At 40.7% G+C, this 17,220-nt stretch carries 15 protein-coding genes; 4 read left to right on the top strand and 11 right to left on the bottom strand.

Annotation, left to right across the window (positions count from 1 at the left end; genetic code table 11):
• Window positions 1-50: 50 nt before the first annotated feature.
• The 5 genes from ispH to ribF are packed head-to-tail and all read right to left on the bottom strand — an operon-like array spanning window position 51 to window position 5,746.
• On the bottom strand, window positions 51-1,004 hold the full coding sequence (gene ispH, locus SLS51_RS13310; RefSeq protein ID WP_323839163.1) for a 4-hydroxy-3-methylbut-2-enyl diphosphate reductase: 954 nt from the start codon (window positions 1,002-1,004) through the stop codon (window positions 51-53).
• A complete protein-coding gene (gene fkpB, locus SLS51_RS13305; RefSeq protein ID WP_011144972.1) occupies window positions 985-1,455 on the bottom strand; it encodes an FKBP-type peptidyl-prolyl cis-trans isomerase in 471 nt (156 codons plus the stop codon). Before fkpB ends, ispH begins: the two co-directional genes overlap by 20 nt.
• Window positions 1,456-1,460: 5 nt before the next feature.
• Window positions 1,461-1,964 carry a signal peptidase II gene (gene lspA, locus SLS51_RS13300; protein ID WP_323839161.1) on the bottom strand — a complete coding sequence of 168 codons (504 nt, stop codon included), beginning with the start codon at window positions 1,962-1,964 and terminating at the stop codon, window positions 1,461-1,463.
• Window positions 1,964-4,777 (bottom strand): isoleucine--tRNA ligase, encoded by a 2,814-nt coding sequence (gene ileS, locus SLS51_RS13295; protein WP_323839159.1) that lies wholly within the window; start codon window positions 4,775-4,777, stop codon window positions 1,964-1,966. The genes lspA and ileS overlap by 1 nt, the downstream gene beginning before the upstream one ends.
• 24 nt (window positions 4,778-4,801) lie before the next feature.
• Window positions 4,802-5,746 (bottom strand): bifunctional riboflavin kinase/FAD synthetase, encoded by a 945-nt coding sequence (ribF, locus tag SLS51_RS13290; protein ID WP_323839157.1) that lies wholly within the window; start codon window positions 5,744-5,746, stop codon window positions 4,802-4,804.
• A gap of 350 nt (window positions 5,747-6,096) precedes the next feature.
• On the opposite strand from ribF, the gene rpsT reads away from it, so the two are divergent.
• Complete coding sequence (rpsT, locus tag SLS51_RS13285; RefSeq protein WP_011144968.1) at window positions 6,097-6,360, top strand: 30S ribosomal protein S20; 264 nt, start codon at window positions 6,097-6,099, stop codon at window positions 6,358-6,360.
• Between the two features lie 71 nt (window positions 6,361-6,431).
• Here the strand turns inward: rpsT and nhaR are convergent, their stop codons facing one another.
• The 6 genes from nhaR to SLS51_RS13255 form a co-directional block, all read right to left on the bottom strand.
• Window positions 6,432-7,346: a transcriptional activator NhaR gene (nhaR, locus tag SLS51_RS13280; protein WP_323839227.1), complete on the bottom strand. Its 915-nt coding sequence runs from the start codon at window positions 7,344-7,346 to the stop codon at window positions 6,432-6,434.
• A gap of 223 nt (window positions 7,347-7,569) precedes the next feature.
• Window positions 7,570-8,736 carry a Na+/H+ antiporter NhaA gene (gene nhaA, locus SLS51_RS13275; protein ID WP_323839155.1) on the bottom strand — a complete coding sequence of 389 codons (1,167 nt, stop codon included), beginning with the start codon at window positions 8,734-8,736 and terminating at the stop codon, window positions 7,570-7,572.
• A gap of 168 nt (window positions 8,737-8,904) precedes the next feature.
• Window positions 8,905-9,168, bottom strand: coding sequence for a helix-turn-helix domain-containing protein (locus SLS51_RS13270; RefSeq protein ID WP_113041529.1), 264 nt, complete (start codon window positions 9,166-9,168; stop codon window positions 8,905-8,907).
• A 38-nt stretch (window positions 9,169-9,206) separates the two neighbouring features.
• Window positions 9,207-9,383, bottom strand: coding sequence for a hypothetical protein (locus SLS51_RS13265; protein ID WP_158536510.1), 177 nt, complete (start codon window positions 9,381-9,383; stop codon window positions 9,207-9,209).
• A 346-nt stretch (window positions 9,384-9,729) separates the two neighbouring features.
• On the bottom strand, window positions 9,730-11,577 hold the full coding sequence (locus SLS51_RS13260) for a beta-glucoside-specific PTS transporter subunit IIABC (RefSeq protein ID WP_323839151.1): 1,848 nt from the start codon (window positions 11,575-11,577) through the stop codon (window positions 9,730-9,732).
• Window positions 11,578-11,681: 104 nt separating this feature from the next.
• Window positions 11,682-12,536: a PRD domain-containing protein gene (locus SLS51_RS13255; RefSeq protein WP_323839149.1), complete on the bottom strand. Its 855-nt coding sequence runs from the start codon at window positions 12,534-12,536 to the stop codon at window positions 11,682-11,684.
• Window positions 12,537-12,982: 446 nt separating this feature from the next.
• Between SLS51_RS13255 and SLS51_RS13250 the strand changes: the two genes are divergently transcribed.
• The 3 genes from SLS51_RS13250 to SLS51_RS13240 all read left to right on the top strand — a co-directional run bounded on the left by SLS51_RS13250 (window position 12,983) and on the right by SLS51_RS13240 (window position 17,204).
• The gene (locus SLS51_RS13250) at window positions 12,983-14,419 is read left to right on the top strand and encodes a PTS transporter subunit EIIC (RefSeq protein ID WP_323839147.1); all 1,437 of its coding nucleotides are present in this window, start codon (window positions 12,983-12,985) and stop codon (window positions 14,417-14,419) included.
• A 75-nt stretch (window positions 14,420-14,494) separates the two neighbouring features.
• Window positions 14,495-15,916: a glycoside hydrolase family 1 protein gene (locus SLS51_RS13245; RefSeq protein WP_323839145.1), complete on the top strand. Its 1,422-nt coding sequence runs from the start codon at window positions 14,495-14,497 to the stop codon at window positions 15,914-15,916.
• Entirely contained in the window at window positions 15,900-17,204 is a 1,305-nt protein-coding gene (locus SLS51_RS13240) for a carbohydrate porin (RefSeq protein WP_323839143.1), read from the top strand. The genes SLS51_RS13245 and SLS51_RS13240 overlap by 17 nt, the downstream gene beginning before the upstream one ends.
• The last annotated feature ends 16 nt before the right edge of the window (window positions 17,205-17,220 follow it).

Genomic DNA, 17,220 nt, shown 5'->3' with positions numbered 1-17,220 from the left:
AAGAGAAAATATACTGCTTTACTCGTACTTATAGTAATAATTTAGATTATTTATCTAATTTCTTTAACTTCAACACGTAACTCTTTTGGCACTTCAAATACAATATTTTCTTCTCTACCATGTAATTCTTGGACGGAATCAGCCCCAAGAGATTTCAGGCGTTCAATAACTTGCTGAACTAAAATATCCGGTGCCGAAGCGCCCGCGGTTACACCAACTAAAGAAATGCCGGTAATCCACTCTTCTTTAATATCCTCAGCAGAATCTATCAGGTAAGCAGGTTTACCAACCCGCTGAGCTAACTCAGCAAGGCGATTAGAGTTAGATGAATTCTTCGAACCCACAACCAAGACAACATCGGCGTCAGACGCCAGATCCCGTACCGCTTCCTGGCGGTTAGTCGTCGCATAGCAGATATCATCTTTACGGGGACCAACAATGTTTGGGAATCGCGCATTAAGTGCATCAATCACTGCTGAAGTATCATCAACGGATAACGTGGTTTGAGTCATAAAACACAAGTTGTCTTCATCTTTGACTGTCAAGTTCCATACATCTTCCGGGGATTCAACCAGATACATTCCACCTTCCGCATTGTTGTACTGCCCCATTGTACCTTCAACTTCGGGATGTCCAGCATGACCAATCAGAATAGCTTCTTTTCCCTTGCGGCTGGCTCTTGCTACCTCCATATGGACTTTAGTCACTAAAGGACAAGTCGCATCGAACAACATGGTCAAATTGCGAGAACGCGCTTCAGCACGAATAGCCTGTGAAACGCCGTGTGCCGAAAAAATCAGAATCGCATCATCCGGTACTTCTGAAATTTCTTCAATAAAGATAGCCCCCCGCTTGCGCAGGTTATCTACAACATAACGGTTATGCACAACTTCATGACGAACGTAGATCGGCGCACCATATAATTCCAATGCGCGTTCTACAATACTGATAGCACGGTCAACACCAGCACAAAAACCGCGGGGGTTAGCCAGCAATATCTGCATGGTTTTCCTCCAATTGTGGATCAATTTCCACCACTTCAATTTCAAACGTCACGTTCTGATCAGCTAACGGGTGATTGAAATCAACCGTCACAGACTCTTCTGTTACGGCTTTGACTATGCCCGGCATTTCACTGCCATTCATTGCCGTAAATAACATTATAGTGCCAATTTCAGGAATACCCGTTGCGGCAAAATCACGCGGCGTAAAATATTGGATCAGATCAGGATTTGGTTTACCAAATACATTCTCACCCGCCAGAGTAAAGGTATGTTTATCTCCGTCTTTTAGCCCAGTAAGCTGCTGTTCCAAAGGTGAAGAAAGGGTTCCATCACCTAAACGAAATAATGCAGGTTTGCCCTGAGTGTAAGTGGAGTCGGCAATAGAGCCATCTTGCAGTTTTAAAATGAAGTGCAGTAAAACTGCACTATCCGCCTGCACCTGGTTTGACATATTACTTATCCCACTTTGATGGTCTTTTCATCCGGGCTTAGAAAGCTATCAATGATAACCAATCCAGCCCCGAGACATATCGCCATATCGGCGATATTAAAAGTTGGAAAGTGCCAATCACCGACATAAAAATCAATAAAATCGATGACAAAACCATGAACCAACCGGTCAAACAGATTACCCAATGCTCCACCAATAATCAGGGCATAAGCGATATTACTCAGTTTCTTCTTTGCACTGGCACGATACATCATCACCATCAGTACAACTGAAATAGCAACGGCAATGAATGCAAAGAACCAACGTTGCCAACCATCTTTCTCTGCAAGGAAACTGAAAGCCGCCCCAAAATTTTGGGCATAAGTCAGATTAAAATAAGGTATCAATGGAACGGATTCATACAGATGAAAGTGTTGCAACACTAACTGCTTACTCCCCAGATCCAAAATCAATACCACAACAACTAACCAAAGCCAGCGAAGGCCGGTGGAACAAATGGGTTTATTCATCAGGCAAACTTACGCTCTTCGCCGTTACCGGCAACATTAGTTACACAGCGGCCACAAAGTTCTGCATGTTCCGCCACCAATCCCACATCTTTAGCGTAATGCCAGCAACGAGGACATTTTTCGCCATCCGCTTTGCGGAAAACAATTTTCAGGCTACCGATTTCGCTTTGTTGCGCATCTTCACCAGCCTGTTCATAATCTGCAACAACAACCTGAGATGTTAGCAGAACAAAACGCAATTCATCTCCAAGGCTATTCAGTTTGTTCGCCAACTCATTATCGGCGTACAGCGTCACCGCGGCTTCCAGTGAACTACGGATATGTTTGTCTGCACGTGCCTGCTCCAGCACTTTGTTAACCTCACCACGCACAGCCAACAAATCAGCCCAGAAAGCATTATTCATTCGTTCGCCTGCGGCCAGACCAAACAAACCGTCGTACCATTCTTCGGTAAATACATATTGAGCACGTTTGCCAGGCAACTCATTCCAAACTTCATCAGCCGTAAAGGAGAGGATAGGTGCCATCCAGCGAACCAATGCTTCCACAATATGATACAGCGCAGTCTGACAACTGCGACGAGCCAGACTATCGCTCTTAGCGGTGTATTGACGGTCTTTAATGATATCGAGATAGAACGATCCCATCTCCACGGAACAGAATTGCATCATACGTTGAACAACGGTGTGGAAATCATATTTATCGTAACATTTGACAATGTCCGCCTGCGCCGCTTGAGCACACCCCACAGCCCAACGATCCAGCACAGCCATCTCTTCTGGTTTAACGCTATGTTGTTCAGGATCGAAACCATTCAGGTTTGCCAACAAGAAACGCGCCGTGTTACGGATACGACGATATGCATCAGCAGAGCGTTTCAAGATCTCATCGGATACCGCAATTTCACCGGTATAATCGGTAGAAGCAACCCATAGACGCAGAATATCTGCCCCTAATTTATCCATGACATCCTGCGGGCTGATGGTATTACCGATAGATTTAGACATCTTACGGCCCTGACCATCGACAGTGAAACCATGCGTTAACACCTGACGGTAAGGTGCTTTACCTTTTATTGCCGTTGAGATCATCAGGGAAGACATAAACCAGCCACGATGCTGATCTGAACCTTCAAGATAGATATCCGCCGCGTTACCCTGAAATTCAGGGCGGGCATCAACCACCGATGCGTGAGTTGATCCCGAATCGAACCAGACATCCAACGTATCAAAAATTTTGACATAGTTAGCCGCATCATCACCTAGTAGTTCGGCTGGCTCCAGATCCCACCACGCCTGAATACCGTCAACTTCAACACGTTTTGCAACTTCTTCCATCAATTCGATAGTACGTGGATGAAGCTCTTCCGTCTCTTTATGAACAAAAAGCGACATCGGCGTGCCCCAAGTGCGTTGACGTGAAATACACCAGTCAGGACGGTTTTCAACCATTGCCTCAATACGGGCCTGACCCCAACCCGGTATCCACTGAACCCCTTTGATCTCTTGCAACGATTGTTTACGCAGGCCATTTTGATCCATGCTGACAAACCACTGCGGCGTGGCACGGAAAATGATAGGAGTCTTGTGACGCCAGCAGCAGGGATAACTATGCTGTAATTTTTCCAAATGCAACAATGCATTGTTTTCACTCAGGATATTCACCACAACATCATTCGCCTTAAAGACAAACGTGCCATCCAGAGAAGGATAAGTTCCGGGTAGATAACAACCATTAGGACCAACCGGATTTGCAACTTCCAAATCATATTTCTGACCGAGAACAAAGTCGTCCGGGCCATGACCTGGGGCGGTATGCACAGCACCGGTACCCGCATCCAAAGTCACGTGATCACCCAGTACAACCGGTGAATCAAAACCCATAAATGGATGTTTAAAGCGCAATAACTCCAACGCGGAACCCGCACAATGCCCTAGCACTGCCCACGAAGTTATACCCGCACGCTGCATCACACTTTCTACCAAATCAGCAGCCAGGATCAAGCATTCACCCTCAATCTGTACTAATTGATAGTTAAATTCAGCATGCAAAGCGATCGCTCGGTTAGCCGGCAACGTCCACGGCGTGGTTGTCCAGATAACCAGAGAAACCGGTTGATCTGGTGCCTGCACACCAAATTTTTCACAAACGGTAGCTGCATCAACCGCATTAAAACGTACGTCAATCGATGGCGAAGTTTTGTCGTAATACTCAACCTCTGCTTCGGCCAGTGATGAACGGCAATCGGTACACCAGTGAACAGGCTTGGCGCCTTTCAACAAATGACCATTAGCGATAATACGGCTCAATGCGCGAATAATGTCGGCTTCGGTCTTAAAGTCCATCGTCAAATATGGCCGTTCCCAGTCACCTAATATGCCCAGACGGATAAAGTCTTTCTTCTGACCTTCGATTTGCTCTTTGGCATATTTGCGGCACTCGGCACGAAATTCAGCGGCGGAAAATTTTTCCCCCGGTTTACCAATAATCTGCTCAACCTTAAGCTCAATAGGCAAACCGTGGCAATCCCAACCAGGAATATACGGCGAATCATATCCCGCCATTCCTTTAGATTTAATAATAATATCTTTGAGAATCTTATTGACTGAGTGACCAATATGAATATTGCCATTCGCATAAGGAGGGCCGTCATGCAGAATAAATGTTTTTTTACCGGCTTTTGCTTTACGAATTACCTGATACAACTCATCTTTGTACCAACGTTTTAACATATCTGGTTCGCGCTTTGCTAAATCTCCGCGCATTGGAAACCCTGTTTCTGGCAGATTCAGGGTGTTTTTATAGTCACTCATTCGATTCTCAATTCCAATTTTCCGCTAGATACATGACACAGGTAGCTGCTTAAAAAATTCCTTCGCAGCAACCAAATCATTCGCAATTTGCTGCTTGAGTGCATCAAGGGAAGCAAACCGCTGTTCATTACGCAATTTTTTACGTAACACCACATCAATATAACGCCCATAGAGATCCATTTGGGTATCAATTAGATGTACTTCAAGTTGTTGACCCTGACCAGAGACTGTTGGACGTGTACCAATATTAGCAACACCCGGTAAAGGCTGGTCTCCCAAACCATAGACTTCAACAACATAAACGCCGTGTACCGGAACCACTAATCGTTTTAACGGCAAATTTGCTGTTGGAAAACCAATAGTGCTCCCTAGTCGCTTACCATGAACGACCCGGCCACAAATGCTGTATGGATGTCCCAATAATGTTTCGGCTAATACCAAATCATCATCTTGCAGTGCTTGACGGATAGCTGTACTGCTAATCCGTAAACCATCATCACAAAAACTTTCACTACTGGTCACATCAAAGCCGTATGACTCACCGGCTCGCTGCAAAAAGGCAAAATCACCACTGCGAGATTGACCAAAACGAAAGTCGTCTCCTACAGCGAGAAACTTAACACCCAATTTTTCCACCAGCAACCGTGAAACAAAGGCTTCTGGCGTATTTGCCGCAAAATTTCTATCAAATTTCACGCATAATAAATAATCCACTCCACATTGGGCGAGATATTTGGCTTTATTCCTCAATCTCGTCAGACGCGCAGGCGCATTACCCTTAGCAAAAAACTCCAAAGGTTGTGGCTCAAAAATCATGACCATTACTGGTAATCCCAGACGCTGCCCTTCACGTTTTAAATGTTTCAGTAGTGCCTGATGACCTCTGTGGACACCATCAAAATTACCAATCGTCAACACGCAACCGCGGTGACATGTCCGGATATTACGTATACCGCGAATTAGCTCCATAGCTGGCTCAATACCCTGGAAATTACCAAATTATACCTTGTACAAAGCTCAAGGTTAACCCACCATCATAAGATGATTTAAATCAATAGCCCTGATTCATACAACAAAAACGAGCAGGAATCCCGAAAAATATTCATTTTATTTCTATCTGGACTATTCAATGAGATTTTTATTGTGAAAGACTGTATTCCCACTAAGTAAGCTGATAAAATCCTGCGCCATCACAACGAAACAAGTTGCCGCGGTACAACGGCGCTTATTTGCACAAATCCATTGACAAAAGAAGGTTGAACAGGCATATTTCTCGGCCTTTGAATTGTCCTCGATAGAATATATTTGGGAGTTGGACCTTGGCTAATATCAAATCAGCTAAGAAACGCGCCATACAGTCTGAAAAACGTCGTAAGCATAACGCTAGTCGTCGTTCTATGGTGCGTACCTTTATCAAGAAGGTATATGCTGCTATCGCTACCGGCGATAAAGAAGCTGCGCAGAAAGCATTTCATGACATGCAACCTATTGTCGATCGTCACGCCTGTAAGGGTCTGATCCACAAAAACAAAGCAGCACGTCATAAATCTAATCTGACGGCGCAAATCAACGCAATGCAATAATTTGCGTTTGGGTTACTGAAAAACCGGCCTACGCCGGTTTTTTTGTGTTTTCAGTTACTATTAATTATTTTTTAAGTACGCTTCTTAGATAGCACATTAAACAACGCCGAAAAATCTTTATTACACACCCTTTGAACAGCCGGGTGTTGAATCATTCGCTCAGCAAAAATCACATAATACTCTTCCTGCACAGCATCCAACCGCCCAATCTCGGCGATATCATTATCTGCAAAAATATCATTGGTATACAAAGATGGCGCCACGAAAATCGCATTATGATACATACCAAACGCTTTCATTAACGCGGCATCATCAAACTCACCGAGTACTTCAACCTGAAGATTTTTATTACGTATCCAAGTCAACAATTTACGCCCCAACATAGAGCGACGCCCTGGAACCAATAAGCGACGCTCCTCCAAACATTCCGGGAAAGGTTTTTCCGGGATAGGTTGTCGGCAGAAGAAACTCACATCACATTCACCCAGTTTTACCGAGAACAGCCCTTCCTGTTGGGAAGAGTCCACTGGGCAATCAGACAATATCATATCGAGTTTGTGCTGACTGAGTTGTTCCAGCAACAATTCATGGGTTGATTCAAAACAACGTAGATGAATCTGCTCATGTTCCACAACCGCCGTTTTCAATACTTGGCTAACCAGACGTTTGGACAGTGCATCAGCCACACCGACATCGAATAAAAGATTAGATTCACGGCTGTAGTTAACAATATCCAACATCTCTTGGCTCAGCATAAACATCTTATCCGCATAGCGGAAGATAAGCTGCCCTAGCTCTGATGGCACTAATCCCCTGCCCTGACGTTTGAACAGTTTCCCTCCCAGACGCTCCTCCAGCGCTTTTATCTGTCCTGTGATCGTTTGAGGTGTGAGATAAAGCGCTTCTGCCGCCCCAACCACAGATCCTTCCTTGCAAACATGCCAGAAATAATAGAGATGATTAAAATTCAGATGTGACACCCGCATATGTTTTTCCTTATGTATCGCCTTCGTCTGGTCGACAACGCCAGCCATACATGACTAATCCACCGTCTCCCGGTGATTTTCTGTTTTTTCACTACATAAAGCATCCGCGATACAATTTTAGTTGTTGTACCGCAAAGACAAAAATGATGAGTCAGTCCAGAAATTTTCTCTAAAATGTAGAACTTCATTTGGCTAAATTAATGAATTTATCACCACTCTGCCATCACTTTTTCTTTGGTAAGACCATTCGTAACAAGCCATACCCCATAAACGCAGAGATGGTTGAACCCATCAGAATGCCAAGACGGGAATAGACACTGAAAGATTCATCCACGCCTTCAAAAGCCAATCCTGAAATAAAGATAGACATAGTAAAGCCAATTCCACAAAGAACAGAAACCGCAAATATCTGTTTAAGATTAATCTGCTGTGGCAATTTAGCAAATCCGATCTGAATAGAAATATAGCTAAAAAGAAAAATGCCCAATGGCTTACCAAGAAACAGAGCCACAGCAATGCCTAACGGTAATATATCGGTCAAACCATTTAACGTAACGCCATTCAGGGCTACACCGGCATTGGCAAATGCAAATAATGGCAAAATAAGATACGCCACCCAAGGATGCAAACCGTGCTCAAGTAATTCAGATGGTGAATGACCATTCTGACCACGCAGAGGAATCAGAAAACCAACAATGACGCCGGCGAGTGTTGCATGAACACCCGATTTCAAGATGCAAACCCAAAGGATAGCGCCAACAGCCAGATAAGCCGATGTTTTTTCGACACCACGCCAATTCATCCAAACCAGCAAAGCAATCATTGCCGCTGACAAGCCAAGCGCCACAAGAGAAACCGTTTTGGTATAAAACAGAGCGATAATCACGATAACGCCCAGATCATCAATAATCGCGAGTGCCAACAAGAAAACCTTGAGTTCTGTTGGTACTCGCTTAGACAATAGCGCCATCACCCCCAGGGCAAAAGCAATATCGGTTGCCGCAGGAATAGCCCATCCCTGACGGGTAAACTCATCATTGCCATTAAAGAGTAGATATATTAGTGCCGGAGCGACCATACCACCTATCGCCGCTATCACCGGAAATAGTGCCTTATCACGCCCTGCCAAAGAGCCTTCCAACAGTTCCCGTTTTACTTCCAAACCAACAATCAAAAAGAAGACCGCCATCAAGCCGTCATTAATCCACAACAACAAAGGCTTATTGATCTCCAGTGAAGCGAATTGTACTGCCACCGAAATATTAAGAAATTGCTGATAAATGCCCTGTAATGGCGAGTTTGCCATTATCAACGCAATAATAGCAGTGATGATAAGAAGAAGCCCTCCAGCCGCTTCTAATTTCAGGAATTGACGAATAATTGCTGTCACGATGATTAACCTCTGAAACTGATCGGACTTAAATGGTACTCTAGCTATGGTTTCGAAAAAAATCGATTTTATGACCAGAATAATTCGCTATAACCGATCTATTGATGATCTACATCTCAATAAAATAGATTATCAATCAGAGGAAATCGTTAAGTGGAGCGTGCCTATTTATCTTACATTAGCACCAATTTCCCGCATCTTAGCCAAAATGCGGTTTAAATCATCTTCTGATAGTGTTAACTGTGTTGCTATATAAAATAGAATGTGCGGAGAAATAACACGTGGCATTTTCCCACCCGTGTATTTTCTCCATTGATTGTTACCGGAAACTCCCGCTAAATCGGCCATTTGTTCTCCCGTGAAACCTAATTCTTCTTTGAGTTTAATGAGATCTTCTGTAGTAGGAGGAGAATAATTGCCGATCAGTCGCATAAGTATTCCAGAACAAAGCCCCTTACGGGGCCAATCAATTAAATGAATTTGAGCAATAGAGTTGTGATAGTCGCTACCGCACCAATAAGAGTAGAAGCAACAACAATCGGATACCACGTCGCCTCACGATTTATCTTTGTCGTTTCTGCCATTAATTTTGCTATTTCAGCGTGGATTTTTTCGAGTTCAGCAGTAGTCATTTCAGTAGTGCTCATCGTTCTTCCTTTTTAGGGATGTCAGGCTGCGGCCATTCCGCTACCTTATATTATTACACAATAAAAAGTAGCCCTTTTAGGGTTAATTGTCAATGTGGATCGTTTAATTTTTCACCTCAAAATATGAGTATTCAATATGACTTAATATTATGAAAAATATATTTTTTCATAATTTATATAGCTAGATAATTTCTAAGAATTCGACAGAAAAGATAAAATAAGACAATAATAACGAGAAAATAGCATGAATAATTAACAGGTATTAAAACTGGTCATATCGCAATCTTTAAATACAAAAAAATCATTAAGAATATTATCAACATACACTAATTACTTGGAAAACAAATCAACATCGATTAATAACCAACAAATTATCTTTACATCCAATAACTCTTTTTCTTTTAGTCGGCATTATTGAGTGATATTCCTCACTATTAGTGACGATAATTGGCGATATAATCTGAATTTTATTCTCTTGAAGAAATTCCAGATCAAAATTAACTAATACCTCACCGGCAACCACTCTCTGCCCTTCTATAATTTTTAAATTAAATCCTGCGCCTTGCAAACCTACCGTTTCAATACCAATATGAATTAATAACTCCACTCCTTGATCGGAAATTAAACCAATAACATGTCCAGTCGGAGTAATCATTGAAACCTTGCCATTAAAAGGTGACTGAACCACACCTTCGGTAGGAATAATAGCAATACCATCACCAATAATTTTTTCAGAAAAAGTATCATCAGGTACTCTTGAGAGAGATTCTATTATACCGGTCATCGGAGAACGTAATATGATTTTCTTCTTTTTTGAAAAGCGTGGCTTTATTAATACTATAGAATCAACATTAGATTCTAATTTCATTAATAAAGTGGATATAAATGCCACTAAGAAACTACTAAAAATGCCAAGCAAAATAAAAATAAAGTTATTGCTATCTTTTTGCATATAAAAAGGTAATGACACCAATCCCGGTACACTAAAAGCAAATATTTTCACAGAAAAAATACCCACAATAGCGCCACCAACGGCTCCACCCATTAATGCAGCATAAAAAGGTTTTCTTAATTTAAGCGTCACGCCATACATTGCAGGTTCAGTTACACCTAAAAAAGCAGAGAATGAAGATGAATAAGCTAATGATTTCATTTGCCTATCTTTAATTTTAATGGCGACGGCTAATGTCGCACCAGCTTGTGCAATATTACTCGCAAAACTGATAGGTAATAACATAAAATCGTATCCAAGAGACTTAAAGTTAGCAAAAACACTTGGCAAAAAGGCATAATGCATCCCAGTAATAACTAAAATAGGTATCAATCCACCTAACAATAATCCCGCAAACGGTCCAGCCACGGAAAATAATATTAAAAGCCACTTTTCAAGATACAAACCAATTGTATTTCCCAACGGTGCAGCAATAATCAATAAAATAGGTGCAGAAATTAATAAAACCAATAATGGTGTAAATACTATTTTCAATACCGTTGGAATAAACCTATCTACCCATCGATGAATATAACTGAGCAACCAAACCCCTAAAATAATTGGAATGGCAGTATAACTATAGTGATTATCGGGAATAGTAATACCAAATACACTGAAATATCCGCCACCAGAACTGCTCACAAGATCAGATAATGTTGGATAAATTAAAATACACGCTAATGTGGCTGCAATAAATTCATTTGTTTTAAATTTTCTTGCTGCTGAAAAAGCCAAAAGAACAGGCAAAAAATAGAGCGGTGTATCAGAAAGAATATATAATAACTTATACTCATTACTCTGCTCTGAAACCCAATCCATCATATAGAAAAAAATTAACCCGCCTTTAAGTAAACCCGCCCCTACAATTGCCGGCAATACGGGAACAAATATGCCTGAAATGACGTCAAGAATATGACTAATGAAACCCTTTTTTGGAGTATAATTATTTCCTTCATTTTCTTTTAACTGCTTAATTATTTCACTAAATATTTCAACAACTCTATTACCAATAATTATTTGTAATTGCCCGCTGTGAAAATGTGCCCCAATAACCCCCTGCATTTTTCTGATCGCAGAAATATCTACTTTACTATCATCTATAATATTAAAACGCAATCTGGTAACACAATGCCAACTTTTATTTATATTTTCTTCTCCGCCAATAAATATAATGATCTCTTTTGCAAAATCTTCATCTCTCATTTTATCCTCCACCTCTAATCTATTACCTGAAAAAAATCTAAATCACATAAATATACTCACCTAATACCATTAGCAATTGACACTCATTTTGACGATCCATTTATTTATAATTCTCTGCTTTTGTAACTATCATTAACCACCCGTTCTATATGAATGACTAAATAAATCAATTCATCATCGGGCACTTTCCATTGGTATTTTTCCCTCAGATATTTAATTAGTTTAACTGCACAGTTGTAGCTTTTGAAATACTTTTCTTCTATCAACTCTTGCAGAGAAAAATCCATCTCAATCGCAGAAGAATGCTCATTTTTATTTTGTCTAATCAGGAAATAGCGCAAATGGGTAATAAAACGAGAGTAATTCACCGACGTTGTATCAAGGTTAACATGAAAATAGTAGTGAATGAGCTTAACCGTTTTATTAATCAAATTCGTTAATTTTAATGTATCTCCCATCGTTTGCCCTTCATATTGAGCATTGACAAAATGCAAAGCAATCAATGAGGCTTCTATCGGCGGTAATGATCTTTCAATCTGGCCATTAATATAGATAAGTGCCTGTTTACCGACTTCATATTCCAACGGGTAAAGATGAGGGATCTCCCATTGTAAGACATTACCAATCTGATATCCTTTACTCACACGCTCAAATGCAAAGTTTAAATGCTCTGACAAAGTAATGAGTAATGAATCGTTGAGAGATTTGCCAAGAAGATCTTTCCCTAATGCGATAATTTTCTCGGTTAGCTCTATAACTGAGACTGGAATAGTCGCAATAATTTGATTAATTCTATCGTTCTTTTCAACAGTGAAAACCTTTGCAACATCTTGAATATTCAGCCTATCGCCTTTTTTTCTGTTAAAGCCTATGCCCTTATCCATTAGAATAATTTCATTATTATTCTCATCAATGGCAAGAACGACATTATTATTTATGAGTTTTACTATCGTTAACAAAAGAGATACCTTACAGGATAAACTATTATATGCACCAACCTAAGCCTATAAAATAGGTGAAATATATTTGTGACCTGGTTGTGCCTGATCTTATCAGTAACACTCCTGTACACTATATTCATTATGTTATCTTTCAGGCTAAGGCATTATTTTTACAAAGTCAACGGCACAGCAACATATCCACTGACCCAAGATATTTATGATAGGTATCACATTTTTACCAAAATTACATTTAATAACTTGCAACTATCGCAAGGAGTAATTAATTTTTGACCAACTGATATAGGCTTGTTACCGACTTAGTTGCGACTGACGTCGGGCAAAACCTAATCCATCACGTCACGATCCCCTTATTCCAGGGCGATTGTAGATGATGGGTTAGGTTTTTTTTTGCCTTAAATTCGATCTTTCGCTGTTTTCAGCGTATTAAATGAAGGGGAAGTCTAATGAGATACGAAAGTCTGGCAGAGAAAATAGTCAGCGCAATAGGTGGGAAAGAGAATATATCTAGCCTGGTCCATTGCGCTACTCGTTTACGATTTAAACTTAAAGATAGCAGTCTGGCCAATAGCGAATTACTCAAACAGACTAAGGGAATTATTACCGTAGTAGAGAGTGGTGGGCAATATCAGGTGGTCATCGGTAGTCACGTAGGGGATGTTTACGATGATATTAATCATAAATACTTACAAGATGATGCAGAAGAAGCGCAAAATATAACTTCACAACAAGAGATAAAACGAGATAACGCCAGAGGCTTAAAACGCATTCTTGATGTCGCTATTGATATTATTTCCAGTATTTTTACCCCGCTATTAGGTGTATTGGTCGCAGCCGGATTAATTAAAGGCATTCTCGCTTTATCCAATGTATTCAATTGGATGAGCATAGATAGCGGGACCTATAAAATTTTATACGCTACCGGTGATGCCATGCTCTATTTCATGCCTATTTTATTAGGATATACCGCAGGTAAACGGTTCGGAGGCAACCCTTTTATTACTATGGTGATCGGAGCCGCCTTAACCTATCCCACCATGACCGAGGCATTTAAACTTTCGCAAACGACTCCTGCTGTTCACCTCAATTTCCTTGGCATTCCTATCTCTTTCATTAATTATAGCTCAACCGTTATTCCCATTATCTTATCAGCATGGTTTAGCTGCTTGCTGGAAAAGAAGTTTAATAGCTGGTTTCATTCCTCCGTCAAACTGTTTGCCACACCTTTCCTGTGCCTGTTAATTACCGTTCCTTTAACTTTTCTAGTGATTGGCCCTGTAGCAACAGAGCTTAGTAATGGCCTGGCTGCCGGATATCTCTTCTTCTATCAATTAAACCCGGTCATTGCCGGACTCCTGATGGGCGCATTGTGGCAAGTTTGTGTTATTTTCGGTCTGCATTGGGGACTTATCCCAATAATGATCAATAACATGATGACCCAGAAAAAAGATATGCTCTCCCCACTGCTCCAGCCAGCAATATTTGGTCAAGCAGGTGCAACTCTGGGGGTATTTTTACGTACACGTGATAAGAATATGAAAACATTATCAGGTACTGCACTGATATCAAGTCTCTTTGGCATCACTGAACCGGCTATTTACGGTGTGACATTACCACTAAAACGCCCATTTATTATCGGTTGTATTGGTGGGGCGCTTGGCGGAGCAATTGTCGGCTTCTATTCAGGAACAGCATATAACGTTGGCGGCATGGGTATCTTTGCGTTCACCTCATTTATTTCTCCCACCGGCATAGATAGTGCTTTCTGGAGTGTCATATTAGGTTCGTTAGGTTCATTTATCTTTTCTTGTATCGCAACCTATTTATTCGGTTTACCATCAGAAGTAAAAGTTTCACCAATAACATCCGGTACAAAAAATTAATTTAAACTCTGAGAGGAAGAATCATATTAAGAGGATATCTTCCAAGTTTAACGAGCAATTAACAAGAGGAAAATCATGAAAAAACAATTTCCAAATAACTTCCTTTGGGGAGGAGCGCTGGCGGCAAATCAGGTTGAAGGAGCCCATCAAATAGATGGAAAAGGGTTATCAACCTCAGATATGCAACCCCACGGCGTCATTGGTCACAGCATAGAACGCAATTTAGGTGATTTTCATATTAAGGATATTGGTATCGATTTTTATCATCGTTATGCTGAGGATATTGCGCTATTTGCTGAAATGGGATTTAAATGCCTGAGAACCTCCATCGCCTGGACACGTATATTCCCTGAGGGAGATGAAGAAATACCGAACGAAAACGGCCTGGCTTTTTATGATCGCCTGTTTGACGAAATGATAAAATATAATATTCAACCAATCATTACGCTTTCTCATTTTGAAATGCCTTATGGCTTAGTAAAAAAATATGGTGGTTGGGGAAATCGGAAAACAATTGCGTTTTTTGACAATTATGCCAGAACTGTTTTTGAACGTTACCAGCATAAAGTAAAATATTGGCTGACATTCAATGAAATTAATATGTCTTTATTCTCCTGTTTTACCAGTGCAGGATTACCAGAAAATAGTAAAATTCAAGATATTTATCAGGCACTACATTATCAATTAGTTGCCAGTGCTAACGCAGTTAAAGCCTGCCATGAAATTATTCCTGATGCAAAAATAGGTAATATGGTGGCAGCGGCCCCTTATTATCCATTAACTTGTCATCCCGATGATATATTAGAATCATTGAAAAAGAATCGTGAATGGCTATTCTTCTTTGATGTACAAGCTCGTGGATATTATCCATCTTATATGACCCGTCTATTTAAAGAAAAAAATATCACACTTGATATCACAGATGAAGATAAAATAGCACTCAAAGAAACCGTTGATTTCCTCTCTTTCAGTTACTACATGAGTAGCTGCGCAACAACAAACCTTGAGATTATCAAGACCTCGGGGAATATCATTAATCCGGTGAAAAATCCTTATCTGTCCAGCTCAGAATGGGGATGGCAAATCGATCCTAAAGGCATTCGCTATCTTCTCAATATGCTATATGACCGTTACCAAAAACCCCTGTTTATTGTAGAAAACGGTTTGGGCGCCAGAGATGTTATTCAAGACGATGGCTCTATTATTGATGATTATCGTATTAAATATCTTAACGATCATTTATTTCAGATACGGGAAGCCATTGAAGATGGAGTTCAGTTATTAGGATATACCTCATGGGGGCCAATAGATTTGGTCAGCGCTTCTACCGCAGAAATGTCAAAACGGTACGGGTTTATTTATGTCGATCGCGATGACCAAGGCAATGGGACATTAGAACGGCGGCGTAAAAAAAGTTTTAATTGGTATAAAGCGGTGATCAGCAGTCACGGTAATACCCTTCAAGCCCCGGAGGTAGAAAATGAAAATAACCAATAAATTTCTTTTACTCACGATTCCACTTATTTTGCTTTATAACAATGTCACTGTAGCAGCGGAAAATAACTGCCACTCGTATGATACCCTTTTACCAAGAGGACCAGAAACACCTTCGGTTTCATCTGCATGCGATACGGTATTTCCTGAATGGGGCGGCCTTAGAAAAGAGATGGCCGATCGTGGCTTTTATGCAAATTTTCAACTACTTACTAATCTAACCTACGATATATCAAGAAGCTGGAAAAATACGCCTAATCCCAATTATATGGGACAGCGCTTAACTACCGGTAATATCGCCGCGACAGAACTCACTTATGATTTATCACGGATTGGTTTCACTGATAAAGCACAACTGCGTTTAGGTTTAACCTATGCTTATAATAACTTCAAAAATAATGGTCAAGATGGACATCCTTTTGTCTCAGCCTTTTCCATTAATCAACCCTTATTGAATGATCGAGTCATATTAAATTATGGCTATACGACACTACTCTCCCATTTTTATGGCTTATTTTTGGGTAGCAGTACAGCATCATCAGCGCTAGGGCCAACCAGTGTGATGTTGTCCCAAGCTGGACTAACCATTAGCAAACCAAGTCCATCGATAGATATTCGGTTTCTATCAGAAAATAAACGTTGGTATGACCACATTGGTGTTGCCAGAAGTCAAAGCTCGGAAGGTTTAAAGGCAGATTCAAAATATAATACTTACGGCCTGCGTTGGAAACTTCCCAGTGCAGGCACCTTAGTCATCAATGAATTAGGTTATCGTGTTAATGCCAATGAAACGGAAAATATGATCTGGCTTCGGGGTGGATCGGTGTTCAATAAAACCCCTTATTTTAACTATAACAATTCAGAGTATGAAAATTACACTTACTCTCATTATATCGCCGCTACCCACCAAATAACCAAGCCGGATACGTCAATGCCTTTCCGTGGCTGGTATATTGACGGTAAAGCCAACTATGCGCCAAAGGATCGTAACCTGTTTAATGCCGACATTTCATTATCACTGTTCAGCATTGGTCCATTTGATTCGCGTCCAAACGATATGGTTACTTTTGGTCTGGCCTATAATAAGTTCAGTGACGATGCAAAAAATTATTTTGCTCGCAATGGTCAACTTGCTGAAAGTTATAGTACAACCGCTTCTGTAGCGTATAGCTATCGTGTTTACAACGGCATCTATTGGACTAATAGCTTATCGTATACTCATCACCCATCAGTGACACCAAAAGAGGATGATGCCTATAATTTGCTCACACAAATTACGTTTAGTTTATAATTCTTAACCAAAACAA

This window comes from Photorhabdus africana (genome assembly GCF_035181445.1).
Taxonomy (GTDB): domain Bacteria; phylum Pseudomonadota; class Gammaproteobacteria; order Enterobacterales; family Enterobacteriaceae; genus Photorhabdus; species Photorhabdus laumondii.
The sequence above is the reverse complement of the archived record's forward strand: the minus strand, read 5'-3'. Positions and strand labels throughout refer to the sequence as shown.

Bases quoted from the DNA above. Each gene is read 5' to 3' on its own strand.
- ispH (WP_323839163.1), bottom strand. From the start codon at position 1,004: ATGCAGATATTGCTGGCTAACCCCCGCGGTTTTTGTGCTGGTGTTGAC.
- fkpB (WP_011144972.1), bottom strand. From the start codon at position 1,455: ATGTCAAACCAGGTGCAGGCGGATAGTGCAGTTTTACTGCACTTCATT.
- lspA (WP_323839161.1), bottom strand. From the start codon at position 1,964: ATGAATAAACCCATTTGTTCCACCGGCCTTCGCTGGCTTTGGTTAGTT.
- ileS (WP_323839159.1), bottom strand. From the start codon at position 4,777: ATGAGTGACTATAAAAACACCCTGAATCTGCCAGAAACAGGGTTTCCA.
- ribF (WP_323839157.1), bottom strand. From the start codon at position 5,746: ATGGAGCTAATTCGCGGTATACGTAATATCCGGACATGTCACCGCGGT.
- nhaR (WP_323839227.1), bottom strand. From the start codon at position 7,346: ATGCGGGTGTCACATCTGAATTTTAATCATCTCTATTATTTCTGGCAT.
- SLS51_RS13270 (WP_113041529.1), bottom strand. From the start codon at position 9,168: ATGCGACTGATCGGCAATTATTCTCCTCCTACTACAGAAGATCTCATT.
- SLS51_RS13265 (WP_158536510.1), bottom strand. From the start codon at position 9,383: ATGAGCACTACTGAAATGACTACTGCTGAACTCGAAAAAATCCACGCT.
- SLS51_RS13260 (WP_323839151.1), bottom strand. From the start codon at position 11,577: ATGAGAGATGAAGATTTTGCAAAAGAGATCATTATATTTATTGGCGGA.
- SLS51_RS13250 (WP_323839147.1), top strand. From the start codon at position 12,983: ATGAGATACGAAAGTCTGGCAGAGAAAATAGTCAGCGCAATAGGTGGG.
- SLS51_RS13245 (WP_323839145.1), top strand. From the start codon at position 14,495: ATGAAAAAACAATTTCCAAATAACTTCCTTTGGGGAGGAGCGCTGGCG.
- SLS51_RS13240 (WP_323839143.1), top strand. From the start codon at position 15,900: ATGAAAATAACCAATAAATTTCTTTTACTCACGATTCCACTTATTTTG.